This window comes from Bradyrhizobium sp. BR 10261 (assembly GCF_019455395.1).
Lineage (GTDB): Bacteria > Pseudomonadota > Alphaproteobacteria > Rhizobiales > Xanthobacteraceae > Bradyrhizobium > Bradyrhizobium manausense.
Map to the genome: position 1 here is coordinate 144,616 of NZ_JACOFQ010000002.1, position 17,393 is coordinate 162,008.

The following is a 17,393-nucleotide window of genomic DNA, read 5'->3' on the forward strand; positions in this document are numbered from 1 at the left end:
TCAAAAAATCTGGGCTGTCACGATCGCGTAGGCGATGAACACAACGCCCAGTCCCCACACCATCGCAGGAATCTGTGACCGCCGGCCGAGGGTTACTTCCAGTGCGATGTAGCTCAGAGTCCCCAAGGCCATTCCGTTGATGAGGTTGTTGGTCAGCACGGTGACGAGCAACGTCAGGACGATCGGAACCGCGTTGCCGAGATCGGTCATGTCGATGCGGGCAAGGCCCTGCATCATCAGCACCCCAACCAGCACCAGCGCAGGTGCGGTTGCTTGCGATGGGATGATGACAAAGATCGGCCAGAAGAACAGCGCCAGGAAGAAGAACCCCGCGACGGTCAGCGACGTCAGGCCGGTGCGGCCGCCGGCCTGCACGCCGGTGATCGTTCGATATAGGCCGTCACAACCGACGTGCCGAGCAGCGGTCCGACGATGGAGGCCGTGGCATCGGTCGCAAAGGCCGCGGTGGCGTTCGGGATCGAGCCGTCCGGCTTGCGCAAATTGGCGGCGCCCGTCACGCCGATCAGCGTGCCCAGCGTCGAAAAGAATTCGGCGCACAGGAAATAGAACAGCAGCGGCAATGCCACGACGATATGGCTGAAGAGATAGCCGACGTCGAGCGCCATGAAGGTGCTGGTCGGCCAGCGCGGCCACGATATGATCGCTGACGGCATCGACGTCACCATCTTGCCGTTGGCGCCGGGAACGAAGAAGCCGATCACGGTGAGCAACACGATCGACAGGATCAGCGCCGCCGGGACCCGGCGGACCACCAGCACCGGCGTGAGCAGGAGGCCGAACAGCGTCAGCAGCACGGGCGGGCTGCGCAGCGATCCCATGGCGATGTAGGTCGACGGATTCTGGACGACGAATCCGGCGCCTCGCAGCGCAATAAACACGATGAGAGTCCCGACAGCCGCCTGGATGCCGATCTTCAGCGCTTCCGGCACGTCCTTTGCGACCTTCTCGCGCAGCTTCGACAGGCTGAGGATCAGGAACAGCACGCCGGTGAAAGCGACCATGGCGAGCGCGCCCTGCCAGGGCATGCCCATCTGCTTGACGATGACATAGGTGAAGATGACGTTCGAACCCATCGCGGGCGCGACCGCGAGCGGCAGGTTGGCCCACAGTCCCATCATCACCGAACCGAAGATCGCGGCCAGCGCCGTGGCGCTGACGAGATCGGCGCGATCCATACCGGCGTTGGACATGATCGCGGGATTCACGGCGATGATATAGGCCATCGCCGCGAAGGTGGTCGCTCCGGCCATCATCTCGCGCCCGACACCCGTGCCACGCTCGGTGAGGCGGAAGGCCCGATCGAGCAGCCCGGTAGCTGCCCCTGGCGCCGGCTCTGCAGAAGCAGCTTGCGGCTTCGTCATCTCGTCCATCCCAGTCCTCCTACCAGACCACCGGGTGTGCTTCGCCCGTCTGCACATTGATGAAACCGAGCGGCGCCTGCTCGCACGGCGCCACCAGGACCCAGCTCCAGGGCGCACAAGTCAGCGTTGCAAACATGAGCCGTTCAGGAAATCCCGGATACCAGCGCGGCCGGAATGTCGGCTCGTACATCCAGTCGACCTTGCGGCCTTCCGCGTAAAGCGCCTGCATCTCGGCGTCGAGCGCCTGCGCCGAGCGGCAGCTCATCAGCCCGCCGACCTCGAAGCGTACGGTGGCGACGAGCTCGCCCTCGCGCACCAGCGCCCATCCGCCCTGAAGCTCGATCAGCGCATTCACCGCCTGTGCCATCGCCGCGTCGGACGAGCCGACCACCCAGATATTGTGCTTGTCGTGCGCCACCGAGCAGGCGAGCGCCGTTTCCGGCGTACGCGGTCCGCAGCCGCGCCAGAACATCTTGGCGACACGACCGTCGCCGGAAAAGCGGTCGACGATGGCGAATTTGGTAATGGCTTCGCTCTCGTCGCGCTGCACGGCCCCGCCTCGCACCGGCAAGTCGAGCGTGTAGAACTCCGGATGCCAATGGAAGGGGCGGATCACCGCCGCTTTCATCGTGGCACGGCCGGGGTCAGCCCGCAGCTCGAAATCCTCGGGCTTGATCTTGCGCTTGATGTTGACCGTCTTGGTCGCCCACTCCGGCCAATCGATCTTTGGCACCTCGCCGAGATAGCGCTTGCCTTCGGAAACCTGCACGCCGTCGGCCCACACTTCGGCGATCGTCAGCTTGGCAACATCCGACAGCAGCACGACGTCGCCGAAGCGCCCCGGCGCCAGACTGCCGACGAACGGCGTGAGGCGCATGTGCCGCGCCGGGTTGATGGTGAGACACTGGATTGCGATCTCAGGCGCAAGGCCGGCTTCGATCGCGACCCGCGCATTGTGATCGCTGGCGCCGAGTTCGAGCGTGTGACTGGCACTGCGGTCGTCAGTGGTGAAGGCGACCTGCGACCAATCCTGCAAACCCTTCGCAAGCAGCCATTTGACGATCTCGTCCATGGCATAGACGCGCAGCTCGACAAACAGGCCCCGCGTGAGCTTGTCCCAGGTCTCCTCCGGAGTCTGCACCTCGTGATCGGATGCAAGCCCGGCCGCGGCAAAGGCGTTGATGGAGGGCAGATCCCGCAGGCCGGACGCGTGGCCTTCGACGACGCCGCGTGCCGCAAACGTCGCCTCGATCATGCCCCAGAGCCGCTTGTAGGACGGGTTGTCCGGATTCCACACAGCCGGCCAGTCCATGACTTCGTCGAGCCCTGTGACCATCAGGCTTTCGGCCATGAAGCGCGCCTGCTCATCGCGGCCATACCAGCCGCCGCCCCATTCATATGCGGTCGGTGGCACCGCCGAACCGGGCTGCGGAAAGATCTTGAGCGGCGAGCCGCGGCGACGTGCCTCGAACCAGAATTCGAGATTGCGCGCGCCGTTGACGTTTGAGAATTCGTGGCTCGCCTCGCAGGTCCAGGTATTGCCATGGGGCAGCACCAGCGCCGCTTCCCATTCCGGCGTCAGATGCGAGCTTTCGATGTGCTTGTGCACTTCGCCAAAGCCGGGCACGGCCGCGAGATCCGGCCGATGCACACGCTCGCGGACCTCGCCGGGATAGCTTCCCGCCGGCCCCACCCACGCGATCCGTCGGCCCTTGAAGACGATCTCCTGGTCCTCGCTCCAGGTGCGGCTGTGCACGTCCAGTAACTTGCCCACCCGCAAGGCGCGATCGGCGGGACGGCGACCGAGCGCCGTCAGCACCAGGTCCTGGCGGATGCAAACCTCGTCAGGCGCATTGATCAGGAGATCGTCGGGTATCGCGTTCATGGCCTGCCTCACTTTATGCCGGCACTTTCGCAGCCGCGGTCCGCTTGCGCGGCGATTTTCCGGACTTCTTATCGGACTTGCCGCTGCGCGCGGCGGCGGCATCGCGCTGACGGACGTCCTTCAGGAGAGTCGTGAGCGCCCATTCGATCGCGTCGGCGATCTCGGCGCTCGTCATGCCGAAATCCTCGCGCATCGCGTTCCAGGCCAGCACGTTGTTGAGGTAGGACGCGAGCGCCTCGGCTTGGCGGACCTCCTTTGCGGGGAGATGCCGCACCAGCGGCGCCATCGCCTTGCGATGCTGGTCGATCAGGTGCCGCCTGAAGTCGGCGCGCACCCGGCGGCCTGCCCTCGTCATCGCGATGGCGCGTGCCAGATGCGGATGACGGTCGAACCGCTTGCACAGTTTGCGGAAAATCTCGGGCAGTTCGTCCGGCGAGGTGAAGGGAATGTAGCTGAAGACGTTGTCCTCGATCCATTCGCCGGCCGCGGCAAACAGCTCCGCGCGGGTCTTGAAGTGCCGATAGATGGTTCGCTCGGCCACTTTCGCGCGCTTGGCCACCGCGGCCATGGAAATGTCGTCGGCCTCTTCATCCTCCAAAGTCTCGACAAACGCCGCAACGATGCGCTGGCGCGTCATCTCGGCATATTCGTCGCGAAGGCTTGCAGCATGTCGTTCGACTGTACTCATGTCATAAGTCTGACACCTGTCGATTTGCAGGGTCAAGCCGAGACTTGAGGCACGCGGCGCCGCAACAATGGGCGCCTGCCTGCTCCCGGAGGCCAACGGCCGCCGCGAGCACGACCACCGCCTGCCGCCTGAAAAATGGACTTTTGCCCGCCACCAAAATCGGATTTGCTCCGCCGACAAACAGCGCGGGCAACGACGCCGCGCCGGACACGCAAGGGAGCTGCTCATGAACGGGCTTGGCGGACTGAACAAATCTCCCAATGGCGTGGTCATCGGGCTCGTGCAATTGCAGCTGCCGAACGTCGTGACCCGTGCCGATCTCGCCCGGCAGACCGAGCGCATCGTCTGGATGGTCGGCAAGGCCCGCCGCAACCTCTCCACCATGGATCTGGTGGTGTTCCCCGAATACTCGCTGCACGGCCTCTCGATGGACACCAATCCCGAGATCATGTGCCGGCTCGACGGGCCGGAGATCGCGGCGTTCAAGCAGGCCTGCATCGACAACAGGATCTGGGGCTGCTTCTCCATCATGGAGTTCAACCCGCACGGCAATCCCTACAATTCCGGCCTGATCATCGACGACCACGGCGAGATCAAGCTCTATTACCGCAAGCTTCATCCCTGGATTCCGGTCGAACCGTGGGAGCCGGGCGACGTTGGCATTCCCGTAATCGAGGGGCCGAAAGGCGCCAAGATCGCGCTGATCATCTGCCATGACGGCATGTTCCCGGAAATGGCGCGGGAATGCGCCTACAAGGGTGCCGAGATCATGATCCGCACCGCCGGCTATACCGCACCGATCCGCGACGCCTGGCGCTTCACCAATCAGGCCAATTCGTTCCAGAACCTGATGGTCACGGCAAACGTCTGCATGTGCGGCTCGGACGGCTCGTTCGATTCCATGGGCGAAGGCATGATCGTCAATTTCGACGGCAGCGTACTGGCGCACGGTACCACCGGCCGCGCCGACGAGATCATCACCGCCGAGGTGCGCCCCGATCTCGTGCGCGAGGCCCGCATCAGTTGGGGCGTCGAGAACAACATCTACCAGCTCTGGCACCGCGGCTATGTCGCGGTGAAGGGCGGCGCGATGGACTGCCCCTACACCTTTATGCAAGACATGGTTGCAGGCAGCTATCGCCTGCCGTGGGAAGACCAGGTCAAGGTCACCGACGGCAACTCCTGTGGCTTCCCGGCGCCGACGCGGATGTTCGGCAGGACGGCCAAAGCCGCGGAATAAGCGGTTTTCCGGCCGAAACCGCGACATTCTGGCACGGTTGTTGCTCCTTTTGACGCTCAAGTTGCGTCAAACCGGGGGAATCCACCATGTCGACCATTACCGCGGCACCCACCGCTGAGCCCAAGCCGCTCTATACGTCCCTATTCGTCCAGGTCCTGGCCGCACTGGTCCTGGGCATCATCCTCGGCGTGGCCGCTCCGGACTTTGCCATCGGCCTGAAGATCCTCAGCGACGCCTTCCTGAAGCTGATCTCGATGATCGTGGCGCCGATCGTGTTCTGCGTGGTTGTGCATGGCATTGCCGGCGCCGGTGACCTCAAGAAGGTCGGCCGGGTCGGCGTCAAGGCGCTGCTGTATTTCGAGGTCATGACGACAGTCGCGCTCGTGGTCGGCCTGTTGCTTGCCTACATCTTCGGTCCCGGCCACGGCATGAACATCGATCCCTCGACGCTCGATGCCAAGGCGCTCAACACCTACGCCGACAACGCCCACAAGCTGGCGGGCGGTGGCGTCGGTGCATTCCTGATGAACGTGATCCCGACCACATCGTTCGACGCGCTGTCGCGCAACGACGTGCTCCAGGTGCTGTTCTTCGCCGTGCTGTTCGGTGTCGGCTTGGCGCTGGTCGGCGGCGAGAAGGGCGCTCTCGTCACCTCGGTCATCGACGCGGCCTCCACGGTGCTGTTCCGCGTCATGGGGCTGATCGTTCGCGTTGCCCCGCTCGGCGTTCTCGGCGCGGTCGCCTACACCGTCGGCAAATATGGCGTCGGCTCGCTGAAGCAGCTGGTTTCGCTGGTGATGCTGTTCTACATCTCGGTCGGCATCTTCGTGCTCGGTGTGCTCGGCAGCGTGATGGCGCTCGCCGGCATCAACATCCTGAAGTTCCTGTCCTACCTGCGCGAGGAATTGACCATCGTGCTCGCGACCGCCTCTTCCGATGCGGTGCTGCCGCAGATCATGAAGAAGCTGGAGCGCATGGGCGTGAAGGATTCCGTGGTCGGCCTCGTCATCCCGACCGGCTACTCCTTCAACCTCGACGCCTTCTCGATCTATCTCACGCTGGCCGTCGTCTTCATCGCGCAGGCCACCAACACACCGCTGTCCTTCGGCGATCTCCTGCTGGTGCTGGGCGTCTCCCTGATCACGTCGAAGGGCGCGCACGGCGTCCCGGGCTCGGCCATCGTGATCCTGGCCGCGACGCTGAACGCGGTGCCGAGCATTCCGGCGATCGGCCTTGTGCTCGTGCTGTCGGTCGACTGGTTCATCGGCATGGCCCGCGCAGTCGGCAACCTCATCGGCAATTGCGTCGCGACCGTGGTCGTCGCCGCCTGGGAAGGCGACCTCGACCGCGCCAAGGCAGCCAAGGTGCTCGAGGGCGGCGAGCTGGTGGACGTGACGGCGGGATAGCGCGGCGGTTCAGTCGTTCCACTGGAGGAGCGGCGTTCCGTACGCCCTCCTCCACACCGACAGGAAGCGCGGGAACCAGGAGTGCGCCACCGCGCCTTTATAGGCCCAGGTGCGATACTTCAGCCCCTGCTCCGAGATCAGCTCCTGATAACCGCCGTGGACCTCGGTCGCGGTGCGGATGTCTTTCAATATCCCTTGCGCGCAGGCGCGATAGATATTGCTCTCCGAGAATTCGTCAAAGTCCAGCATGCGATCGGCGAACTCGACGTTGAACGTCGGCCACGACGAGCGACCCTGATAGGCCGGTGCCGCAATCTTGTGGATCATCTTGTTCCGCGGATTATCCGCCGACACCAGGAAGTGGAACGTGCTGGGGATGCGGAAGCGAGGCTCGGCGAGGATCAGATCCGTCGTGGCCGCGAACAGCGCACGCTCGCTCGGATCGTTCATATTCCAGAAGCCGCGATGCACGCTGACGAAATCCAGCGCGACCATGGAGGCCGGCGCGCCCGCCGGGCCATCCAGCGAATGCCTGATGTAGCCGTCCTTGCCGAACAGGCGGAGCAGACCCTTCTTGTACTCTGCGAGGTCGCGCCCGAGCAGCCGCTTCAGCTCATTTTCATCGACGATGCCGAGTTGCACGCCCCACACGAACGTCGTGTAGACGCAGGCATTGGTGACAAAGCGCCGGCGCTCGGCGCGGGTGTCGGTTGCTGCCGAACGAGGGCCGCTGGCGTCGCAGAGCAGATATCTGGCGCCGTCAGCATCGTACGGCTCGAGCTCGCTTGCGAGCTTCAGGGTCGCACGCTTGAGATCGGCGCCATATTCGACCAGCAGCAGGCGACCGGCATGCGCGCATTGCGACATCGCCAGATAGGACGACGCCCGCCTCTCGGCCGAGAGCATCTGCTGCAGACCCGCCAGAATGCCGAGCAACGTATCCGAGGGACGCGAGAAATAGTTCACGCCGAGATATCGGCCGCGCCCCGCCGGAACGATTGTCGTGGTGACGACATCGGCGCGAACTGCCTGCAGCAACAGGCGCACGCTTTTCTCGAGCAGGCGGGCCCGACGCAGCGCATCCTGCGCGTCCATGATGGTCTCGGGGTCGAGGACGTCAGGATAGAACCAGGCAAAGTCGCGCGGATAATAGGCGGAGGCGTGCGGAGCACCTGTGACGAGGAAAGCCTCGGTCACCGAAAAAGCGCTGTCCATCGAGTGGCGATAGAGGTCCTCGATCGCCGACGGCGAATGCTGCGACTTTCTCATGAAGCGGTCGCCGAGAAAATTCACCGCCTGAAGCGCGTTGGCGACCAAGGTCGCAGCCGCGCCCTGGTAAAACCGGTTCTCTTGCCGGCTTGAAATGGAATTGTCGCTGTTCATTTGTCTAAGTCGGCTGGCGCCTGGTGAAGTTACGCCATTTTACACTTCTCTGATTCGTGTCTCTACCCGGTGACTTCCGGGCCTACGCCGCTCTCGGCTTGAAATTCTCGATCACCCTGAGCAGCACCCGCGCGCCGGCGTCGGCGTCTGCAAGTTCGACATGCTCGTCGGGATGATGGCTGATGCCGCCGCGGCAGCGAACGAAGATCATGCCGACATCGGCGATGTCGATCATCGCCATGCCGTCATGCCCCGCTCCGCTCGGCAGCTCGAAGGTGGAAAGACCTTCGGCTGCGATCGCCTGCGCGATCTGATCCTTCAGCCAGGGCGCGCAAGGGACAGTGCGGTTCTCATGGGTGACATCGAGCTGAAGCGCCAGTTGCCGGCGCTTGGCGATCGCCTCGATCTGGCGGACCACGTCGGCGACCGCGCGCTTGCGATGCATGTCGGTCGGCGCTCGCATGTCGATGGTGAAGGATACCTCACCCGGAATGACATTGGTCGCGCCGGGCCTCGCCTGGATGTAGCCGACGGTGCCGACCAGCCCGCCCTCGTCGGTGCGGCAGAACTGCTCGATGGCGCCGATGCATTCGGCCGCGCCTGTAAGCGCGTCGCGGCGCAGCGCCATCGGCACGGTGCCGGCGTGACCGGCCATCCCGGTCAACCGTGCCGCCAGCCGTGTCGCGCCCGCAATCGCGCTGACGACGCCGACAGGGAGATTCCGGGCTTCCAGCACCGGCCCCTGCTCGATGTGCAGCTCGAGATAGGCCAGCAGCTCGCGCCGGGCGCGCGCGGCCGCGCCGATATGATCGGGGTCGAGGCCGAATTCGATGATCGCATCGCGCATCGACACACCGTCCCGGTCGCGCGTGTTCAAAACGCTCTCGTCGAACGTGCCGGCCATTGCACGACTGCCGAGCAGGGTCGAGGCGAAGCGCACGCCTTCCTCGTCGGCAAAGCCGACCACCTCGATCGCGAACGGCAGACGTTTGCCCCGGCGATTGAGGTCGGCGACACAGACAATCGCCGTGATCACACCGAGCGGGCCGTCCCATTTGCCGGCATCGCGCACCGTATCGTAATGCGAGCCGAGCATCAGGCAGGGCGCTCCCGGCTGCTCGCCATCATAGCGGCCGCAAACATTGCCGATCGCGTCGAGATGCGCGCTCATGCCGGCCTCGCGCATCCAGCCGAGAATGACGTCCGAGGCCGCGCGCAGCTCCTTCGTGAGAAAGATGCGGGTGAGCTTGTCGCCGTCTTCCGAGATCGCCGCGAGCTCGTTGACCCGACGAACGATCTCGTCGCCGAGCGATGCATTCTGAACGGCGTTACCAGCACCCATCTCGGTCAAGCTTTCCATCCTGGAGACCGCGAGGGGCGGTCGCAGTATCAATCGATACAAGTTCGGTGCCAGCGAATTCAGACCAGCGCCGTCGCGAGTCAGCCGCGTGGTTAGCATGAATGTGGACGATCAGCCGGCCGTCTGCAGTCGTCCATCCGCGCGACAGACGGTTTAAGATTGCTTAACTACATTGCATACAATCAGAAAATACTGCCCAGAATTTAATCTCACACCATCCTGATCAAAATTTGCACATTTGATATATATCATATTTTACAAATGGTTACATCGATATGCACACCCCTTAACCTCTGGCATGAAGCTTGCGACATCCCATCGCGGGCTCCGCCAGACCGGCGCAGCCGCGAGATTTGAGGCGGTCAATCCGCCAAGGGGAGCAAGCAATGGATTTTGGCAGGATTTCACGACGTCATTTGTTGCAGGGCGGTGCCGCCCTCACCCTCGGCGCAGCGGCAGGCGCCCGCCCGGCCTTCGCGGCCGAGACCACGATCGGCTTCATCTATGTCGGCTCGCGCGACGACTACGGCTACAATCAGGCCCACGCGCAGGGCGCGGCGGCGCTGAAGAAGATTCCGGGCCTCAAGGTCGTCGAGGAAGAGAAAGTCCCCGAGACCGACGCGGTCGAGAAGACGATGGAGTCCATGATCAACCTCGACGGCGCCACCCTGCTCTTCCCGACCTCGTTCGGTTACTACAATCCGCACATGATCAAGATGGCCACCAAGTACCCGAAGCTGCGCTTCGAGCACTGCGGCGGCCTCTGGACCGACAAGGACCCGAAGAACGCCGGCAGCTATTTCGGCTATATCGACGAAGCCCAGTACATCTCGGGCATCGTCGCCGGCCTGACGTCGAAGAGCGGCAAGCTCGGCTTCGTCGCGGCCAAGCCGATCCCGCAGGTGCTGCGCAACATCAATGCCTTTACGCTCGGTGCGAAGTCCGTCAATCCGAAGGCCACCACGCAAGTGATCTTCACCGGGGACTGGTCGATGCCGGTCAAGGAGGCCGAAGCCACCAACAGCCTGATCGACCAGGGTGTGGACGTGCTGACCTGTCACGTCGACGGCCCCAAAACCATGGTCGAGAACGCCGCGCGGCGCGGCGCCTTCGTCTGCGGCTATCACACCAACCAGTCGGCGCTGGCGCCCAAGGCCTACCTCACCGGCGCGGAGTGGAACTGGGAAGCACTCTATCCGAAGTTCGTCAAGATGATCGCCGCCGGCGAGGGCATCCCGAACTTCTACCGCGGCGGCCTGAAGGAAGAAATCGTCAAGACCTCGCCCTATGGTGAAGCCGTCTCGGCCGAGGCGCGCAAGGCGGCGGACGAGGCGAAGGCCAAATTCCTGTCCGCGGACGGCTTTGCCATCTTCAAGGGCGGCCTGGTCGACAACAAGGGCAAGACCGTCATCCCGACCGGTACCGACCGCGGTCAGAAGGATCCCGAACTCGAGAAGATGGACTATCTCGTCGAAGGCGTGATCGGAGCGACTTCGTGACATCAGAAACAGCGGATTCTGCCCAGGCGGTTGGGACGATTGCCCCGACCGCCGACCCCGGCTTTCTGCAACGCCACGGCGGCACGATCGAGTATGTCCTGATCCCCGGCGCGGCGCTGGCCGGCGCGCTCGTGGTCTTCGGCATCTTCGTCATGCTGTTCGGCAAGAATCCGCTGGATCTCTATTTCTATATGTACCAGGGCGCCTTCGGCACCTGGTTTTCCTGGCAGAATACGCTGACGCGCGCTGCGCCCCTCATTCTCACCGCGCTTTGCACCGCGCTGCCGGCGCAGCTTGGGATGGTCATTATCGGCGGCGAGGGCGCGCTGTTGATCGGCGCGCTGTCGGCGACCAGCGCAGCACTGCTGCTTCAGGGCATGCCGCCGCTCGTCGTGCAGATCGGCATGGTGATCGGGGGCGTGATCGGCGGCGGCTTGTGGATCATGCTCGCCGGCGCCTTGAGGCAATATCGCGGCGTCAACGAGACGATCTCGAGCTTGCTGCTCGTCTACATCGCGCTCGCGATCCTCAATCATCTCGTCGAAGGCATGATGCGGGATCCCGCAAGCCTCAACAAGCCGTCGACCCGCGAGATAGGCGCCGCCAACATGATCGGCTCCATCCCGGGCACCGACGTGCATTGGGGCCTCGTCTTCGGGCTGATCGCCGCGGTAGCGGCCTACATTCTGATCTATCACACCGTGTTCGGCTTTGCCGCGCGCGTTGCCGGAGGCAACATCCGCGCTGCCAAGATCGTCGGCCTCGGTGTCAGCAAGCTGATCCTCACCATCTGCTTCCTCGCCGGCGGCGCCGCCGGCCTTGCCGGCATGGTCGAGGTCGCGGCCGTCCAAGGTCGGACCAATGCCAATCTCGCGGCCGGTTACGGCTTCACCGGCATCCTGGTCGCCTTCCTGGCACGGCAAAATCCGCTCGCCATCATTCCCGTCGCGATCCTGCTCGGCGGCATCAGCGCCAGCGGCGGCTTGTTGCAGCGCCGCCTGGGACTGCCTGATGCATCGGTGCTGGTGCTTCAGGGCATCATCTTCGTCTTCGTGCTGGCCAGCGATGCGCTCTACGGCCGCATTGGATTCCTGAAGGGCAAGTCCTGATGGCTGACGGATCGATCGGACTCTGGACCGTCCCGCTCGCCGTCCTCGGCGGCGCCATTCGCGTCTCGACGCCCTTCCTGTTCGTGAGCTTGGGGGAATGCATCACCGAGCGTTCGGGCCGCATCAATCTCGGCCTCGAAGGCACGCTGGTGATGGGCGCGATGAGCGCCTACGGCATCTCTTACCTGACGGGATCGCCCTGGCTCGGCGTGCTCGCGGCCGGCATCACCGGCGCCTTGCTTGGCGCGCTGCATGCCGGCATCTGCTCGCTGCCGCGCGTCAACGACGTCGCGGTCGGGATCGCCTTGATGCTGTTCGGCACCGGTCTTGCCTTCTATCTCGGCAAGCCGCTGATCGAGCCCACCGCGCCGCGCCTGCCTGCGATCGATTTCGGCTGGTGGAGCGACATCCCGCAAGTCCGCGCCGCGCTGCGCATCAACGTGCTGTTCCTGATCGGCGTGGTGCTGGCGCCGATCCTCTATTGGGCCTTCCGCATCACGCGCTGGGGCCTGCTCATCCGCACCGCCGGCGAAAGCTCGGACGCCGCGCGCGCGATGGGCCATTCCGTTCTGCTGATCCGTCTGCGCGCCACCATGGTCGGCGGCTTCCTCGCCGGCATCGGCGGCTCCTTTCTGTCATTGTTCTATCCCGGGAGCTGGAACGAGGGCCTCTCCTCAGGCCAGGGCATCACCGCGGTCGCGCTGGTGATATTCGCGCGCTGGGATCCCCTGCTCAGCCTCTGGGCCTCGCTCGCCTTCGGCGGCGCGGCGGCGCTCGGGCCGGCGCTGCAATCGGTCGGCGTCACCTCCGGCTATCACCTCTTCAATGCAGCGCCCTACATCCTGACACTGGCGATCATGATCATCACCTGCTCGCCGAAACGCACGCTGACCGGAGCCCCGGCCGAATTATCGATCACCCGCTAGAAAGCGAGATCATGCCCGAGCGCTATATCAAATCCGAGCCTTACGCCTGGCCTTACAACGGCGATCTCCGCCCTGAAAACACCGCGCTCATCATCATCGACATGCAGACCGATTTTTGCGGCGTCGGCGGCTACGTCGACAAGATGGGCTACGATCTGTCGCTGACGCGGGCGCCGATCGAGCCGATCAAGAAGCTGCTCAGCGTCATGCGCAAGCAGGGCTTCCACATCATCCATACCCGCGAAGGCCACCGTCCCGACCTCTCCGACCTTCCCGCCAACAAGCGCTGGCGTTCGCGGCAGATCGGCGCCGGCATCGGCGATCCCGGCCCGTGCGGGCGCATCCTGGTGCGCGGCGAGCCCGGCTGGGACATCATCGAGGAACTGGCGCCACTGCCGGGTGAGCCGATTATCGACAAGCCCGGCAAGGGCTCGTTCTGCGCCACCGACCTCGAGCTGATCCTGCGCGTGCGCGGCATTGAAAATATCGTGCTGACTGGCATCACCACCGACGTCTGCGTCCACACCACCATGCGCGAGGCCAACGATCGCGGCTTCGAATGCGTGCTGCTCCACGATTGCTGTGGCGCGACCGACAAGAGCAACCACGATCACGCGCTGAAGATGATCAAGATGCAGGGCGGCGTGTTCGGCGCGGTCTCGACCTCGGACGCTTTCATCGGAGCGATCTCGTGATCATTGGCGAGCCGCCACCGCTTGTCGGCGCCTTCGGCGTCGACGCGCTCGCCATGACCATGCGCTTCGGGGACTTCCTGGCCCTGGACAATGTCGAACTGAAGGTACGTCCGGGCTCATTCCACGCGCTGCTCGGCGAGAACGGCGCCGGCAAATCGACACTCGTCAAATGCATCATGGGCTACTACCACGCGACGGAAGGCGACATCCTCGTCGGCGGCCGCGAGCAGGCGATCGCCAATCCGAAGGATGCCCATGCGCTCGGCCTCGGCATGGTCTACCAGCACTTCACGCTGGTGCCGGCGATGACGGTTGCCGAAAACCTCGTGCTTGCCCGCGACGACGTGCCGGCCGCGGTGAACTGGCCGAAGGAGATGAAGGAGCTCGAGGCTTTCCTGGCGCGCATGCCTTTCAAGGTGCCGCTGTCAGCCAAGGTCTCCGACATCTCCGCCGGCGAACGGCAGAAATGCGAGATCCTTAAGCAGCTGTATCTGAAGCGCCGTTTCCTGATCCTGGATGAGCCGACCTCGGTGTTGACGCCGGCGGAGGCCGACGAGGTGCTCGGCATGCTCCGCGACATGGTCGTCAAGAGCGAGCTGACCATCCTGATGATCACGCACAAGTTCCGCGAAGTCATGGCCTTCGCCGACGAGGTCACGATCCTGCGCCGCGGCAAACTCGCCGGCGCCGGCAAAGTGTCGGAACTGACGCCGGACGCAATGGCCCGCACCATGATCGGCGCCGAGGAGCTGACCGTTCAGCCGCCACGCACCGGCGAAGCCGGCAAGGCGCGCCTGGAGCTGGAAAAACTCCGCGCGCTCGACGATGCCGGCGCCGTTGCCGTGCATGACGTCTCGCTCACCGTGCGTGCCGGCGAGATCGTCGGCATTGCCGGCGTCTCCGGCAACGGCCAGCGCCAGCTCGTCGAAGTCCTGGCCGGCCAGCGCGAGGCGGAGGGCGGCGAAATCCGCGTCGCCGGCGATCCCTATCACGCCAGCCGCGAGGAGATGCGGCGCCACAAAATGTCGCTCCTGCCCGAGGAGCCGCTCAAGAACGCCTGTGTCGGCGGCATGAGCGTTGCCGACAACATCGCCTTCCGCGAGTTCGATCGTGCACCTTTTGCCAGCGGCGGCTGGTGGCTCAACCGCGGCGCTTTCCGCGACGATGCCAAGAAGAAGATCCGCCAGTACAAGATCAAGACGCGCGCGCCGGAGACGCCGATCTCGGCGCTCTCAGGCGGCAATGTGCAGCGCGCCGTGCTCGCCCGCGAGCTTGCGAGCGATGTCGAGGTGCTGATTGCGGCCAATCCCTGCTTTGGGCTCGACTTCGCGGCCGTGGCGCAGATCCACGCCGAGATCATGGCCGCACGTAACCGTGGCGCGGCGGTGTTGCTGGTGAGCGAGGACCTCGACGAATTGCTCGAACTCTCGGACCGGCTGGTGGTAATGTTCCACGGCGAATTCGTGTATGAAGCACGAACGAGCGAGGCAGATCTCACCGAGGTCGGCCGGCACATGGCGGGGCACTGACTGCGGAGGCGCGATGGACGGCACAAGCGAACGCGACGAGCGGTTCCTGCGCCTGTCCTTCGCGGTGGCGAGCCGGTCCCTCACCCATGGCAACCATCCCTTCGGCTGCATCGTCGTCGGCGCCGATGGCAAGGTGCTGATCGAGACCGAGAACGGCTACATGCCTGACCATGACGGCACTGCGCATGCCGAGCGCCTCGCAGCCACGCAAGCCTGCCGCACGCTCCCTCGCGATGTGCTGGCAGCGGCGACGCTGTATTCCTCAGCCGAACCCTGCGCGATGTGTTCGGGGGCGATCTACTGGGCCGGCATCGGCCGCGTGGTCTACGGCCTTAGCGAGCACCGCTTGCGCGGCATCACTGGCAACCACCCGGAGAACCCGACGCTCGACCTGCCTTGCCGCGACGTCTTTGCGAGCGGCCAGCGACCGACCGAGGTGATTGGCCCGCTCCTGGAAGACGAGGCCGCAGCACTGCACGACGGCGTTTGGACGAAGTAGGCGCAACAACATTCGATTTCGTAGGGTGGGCAAAGGCGCGTTCGCGCCGTGCCCACCATCTCTCTCGGTCGCAAAAAATGCGTGGGCACGCTTCGCTTTGCCCACCCTACGGCAGTTGTGCCTCCGCGTCTCAAAGGCAGAATGGCGCCGCGCATTCCTGCGCGACGCCATCCTAACCCTGAAGTCTCGGGCGGTCAGAACTTCACAGTGACACCGCCGTAGACCGTGGACTCGGTGCAGCTGTGGGTGCTCTGGCCGGTCGCGGCGACCGTGCAAACGCCGGGCATGGCGTTGTGGTCGAGGCCGAACTTGTTCTGCCAGTAGCGATAGGCGACCCAGAGGTCGACGAAGTGCGAGTACTTGTCACCGAAGGCCGCCTTCGACGCGTCGAAGGTCAGGCGGATCGGTTCGCTGTTCAGCTCGGTCTTCGAAGCGGTCGAGAACCGGCCGATGCCCGAGAGCGCGGGAAGGCCGTTCGAGTCGCCCTTCGGGCCATACCAGCCGGCGCGGCCGCTGATCGACCAGAACTGCATGTTCGGCGGCAGGAAGCCGAGATCCATATAGTAGTTGATTTCGACCGCCCAGGTCGCACGGTAGCTGACGTTGCCGTCGGAGTTGCAGGTCACGCCCGCGACACCAGGGCCGAACAGGCCGCACTGCGTGAAGGCGTTATGGTTCGAGAACTCCCAGTACACCAATGGCGCGACGTCGACGTATCCCTTGTAGGGAAGGTCGAAGGCGAACTGCAGACCACCGACAACGTCGCGCTTTGCGGGCGCCAGGAAGTTGTTTTCGGTGTTCGCGTCCATACCGACTTCGAACGAGATGTTGTGCAGCGGGCCCATGGTGAAGGCCTTGGTGTTGAACAACTCGTTCCAGCCGAAGGTCGAACGGAACAGGCCATAGATCTCGGTGGCGCCGGCGCAGTTGCTGGCGGTGCCGTTGATGTTCACGCCCGGCGCGACACAGGGCGATGCCGGATCGTTGTGACCCGACTTGAACATCGAGATCGTGAAGAAGTTGGTGCCGTAGGCCCAGAGGTCGAAGTGTGTGAACGAGTAGACTTGCTTGGCGGTGGTGCCGTTGATGCTGCCGTCCGGCCGGGTGCTCCACATGCCGGGGTCGGTACCCTTCGGCATCCAGGAGAACGACACGCGGTCATCGATCACCAGGAAGAACGGAAGGTCAGGCGCCTTCTTGGCCGCTTTGACCGGCAGATCTGCCGCGTGAGCCCAGCCACCGATGGCCAGCGTAGCAAGTGACAGCGCCGATGCTGCAACTGCCTTGAAGCGAAACGACATCCTGAATACCCCCAAGTTTGGACACGTAAAATGAACGTCCCTTGGGCGACACTTGCTCCGAACTCCCGAGCTGAGAAGCCTCAACTTTTTTCAAGGCATGCCGCATGTTTCGGCAGCAAACGACGATTCACCGCGGGAAATCTGAGGGTTTTCGCGTGACGTTGCCGCGCGGAATCGACAACGCAATGCCGAACATTCCCGATTGATTTCGTTTGCGTTTCACCTCGACCGAGCAAAGCAAATGCTGATGCTCGCAACGGCCGTCACGACGATCCCGCATTGCATACGCGTGCTGGCGCGATTTTGATCAACGTCACATCGAGCCTGCCCAGCGGGTTCCGATTTGGTTTAAACCGTCACAAATTTGCAACAGACCTTCTGCAGGGCCGCGCCGCAACGGCACCGGGCTCTCACCTATGGCCCGACGAACCGCGCGGCTCGCGACACCGCCCCCTGCCGAAGCGTTAAGCAAGGGATGACGCTTTTTCACA

The 17,393-nt window shown here is 64.0% G+C and carries 15 protein-coding genes; 8 read left to right on the forward strand and 7 right to left on the reverse strand.

Translation table 11 applies throughout. The features are described from left to right. From HYH07_RS36235 to HYH07_RS02745, 4 genes are read right to left on the reverse strand one after another with little or no spacing between them, the layout of a single operon-like run. A complete protein-coding gene (locus HYH07_RS36235) occupies positions 1-375 on the reverse strand; it encodes a hypothetical protein (RefSeq protein ID WP_228749180.1) in 375 nt (124 codons plus the stop codon). Further along, entirely contained in the window at positions 348-1,391 is a 1,044-nt protein-coding gene (locus HYH07_RS02735; RefSeq protein ID WP_228749181.1) for an NCS2 family permease, read from the reverse strand. The genes HYH07_RS36235 and HYH07_RS02735 overlap by 28 nt, the downstream gene beginning before the upstream one ends. 10 nt (positions 1,392-1,401) lie before the next feature. Continuing rightward, positions 1,402-3,267, reverse strand: coding sequence for an adenine deaminase (locus HYH07_RS02740; protein WP_220001015.1), 1,866 nt, complete (start codon positions 3,265-3,267; stop codon positions 1,402-1,404). 13 nt (positions 3,268-3,280) lie between these two features. Continuing rightward, positions 3,281-3,955 (reverse strand): TetR/AcrR family transcriptional regulator, encoded by a 675-nt coding sequence (locus tag HYH07_RS02745; RefSeq protein ID WP_220001016.1) that lies wholly within the window; start codon positions 3,953-3,955, stop codon positions 3,281-3,283. Positions 3,956-4,181: 226 nt separating this feature from the next. Between HYH07_RS02745 and HYH07_RS02750 the strand changes: the two genes are divergently transcribed. After that, positions 4,182-5,195, forward strand: a complete 1,014-nt coding sequence (locus HYH07_RS02750) for a formamidase (protein ID WP_220001017.1) — start codon at positions 4,182-4,184, stop codon at positions 5,193-5,195. An 86-nt stretch (positions 5,196-5,281) separates the two neighbouring features. Then, complete coding sequence (locus tag HYH07_RS02755; RefSeq protein ID WP_220001018.1) at positions 5,282-6,601, forward strand: dicarboxylate/amino acid:cation symporter; 1,320 nt, start codon at positions 5,282-5,284, stop codon at positions 6,599-6,601. A 9-nt stretch (positions 6,602-6,610) separates the two neighbouring features. On the opposite strand, the gene HYH07_RS02760 is transcribed toward HYH07_RS02755, so the two are convergent. Continuing rightward, a complete protein-coding gene (locus HYH07_RS02760; protein WP_220001019.1) occupies positions 6,611-7,984 on the reverse strand; it encodes a hypothetical protein in 1,374 nt (457 codons plus the stop codon). A gap of 82 nt (positions 7,985-8,066) precedes the next feature. Then, positions 8,067-9,326: an allantoate amidohydrolase gene (locus tag HYH07_RS02765; protein WP_220001209.1), complete on the reverse strand. Its 1,260-nt coding sequence runs from the start codon at positions 9,324-9,326 to the stop codon at positions 8,067-8,069. A 404-nt stretch (positions 9,327-9,730) separates the two neighbouring features. Here HYH07_RS02765 and HYH07_RS02770 point away from each other — a divergent pair, with 404 nt between their 5' ends. From HYH07_RS02770 to HYH07_RS02795, 6 genes are read left to right on the forward strand one after another with little or no spacing between them, the layout of a single operon-like run. Next, entirely contained in the window at positions 9,731-10,843 is a 1,113-nt protein-coding gene (locus HYH07_RS02770) for a BMP family ABC transporter substrate-binding protein (protein ID WP_220001020.1), read from the forward strand. Further along, positions 10,840-11,952, forward strand: a complete 1,113-nt coding sequence (locus HYH07_RS02775; protein ID WP_220001021.1) for an ABC transporter permease — start codon at positions 10,840-10,842, stop codon at positions 11,950-11,952. Before HYH07_RS02770 ends, HYH07_RS02775 begins: the two co-directional genes overlap by 4 nt. Next, positions 11,952-12,878, forward strand: a complete 927-nt coding sequence (locus tag HYH07_RS02780) for an ABC transporter permease (RefSeq protein ID WP_220001022.1) — start codon at positions 11,952-11,954, stop codon at positions 12,876-12,878. Before HYH07_RS02775 ends, HYH07_RS02780 begins: the two co-directional genes overlap by 1 nt. An 11-nt stretch (positions 12,879-12,889) precedes the next feature. Further along, positions 12,890-13,573, forward strand: coding sequence for a cysteine hydrolase family protein (locus HYH07_RS02785; RefSeq protein WP_027562432.1), 684 nt, complete (start codon positions 12,890-12,892; stop codon positions 13,571-13,573). Then, complete coding sequence (locus HYH07_RS02790; protein ID WP_220001023.1) at positions 13,570-15,102, forward strand: ABC transporter ATP-binding protein; 1,533 nt, start codon at positions 13,570-13,572, stop codon at positions 15,100-15,102. The genes HYH07_RS02785 and HYH07_RS02790 overlap by 4 nt, the downstream gene beginning before the upstream one ends. A gap of 13 nt (positions 15,103-15,115) precedes the next feature. Continuing rightward, a complete protein-coding gene (locus HYH07_RS02795) occupies positions 15,116-15,601 on the forward strand; it encodes a nucleoside deaminase (protein ID WP_220001024.1) in 486 nt (161 codons plus the stop codon). A 194-nt stretch (positions 15,602-15,795) separates the two neighbouring features. On the opposite strand, the gene HYH07_RS02800 is transcribed toward HYH07_RS02795, so the two are convergent. Next, complete coding sequence (locus HYH07_RS02800) at positions 15,796-16,902, reverse strand: hypothetical protein (protein WP_057750732.1); 1,107 nt, start codon at positions 16,900-16,902, stop codon at positions 15,796-15,798. Positions 16,903-17,393 lie beyond the last annotated feature (491 nt).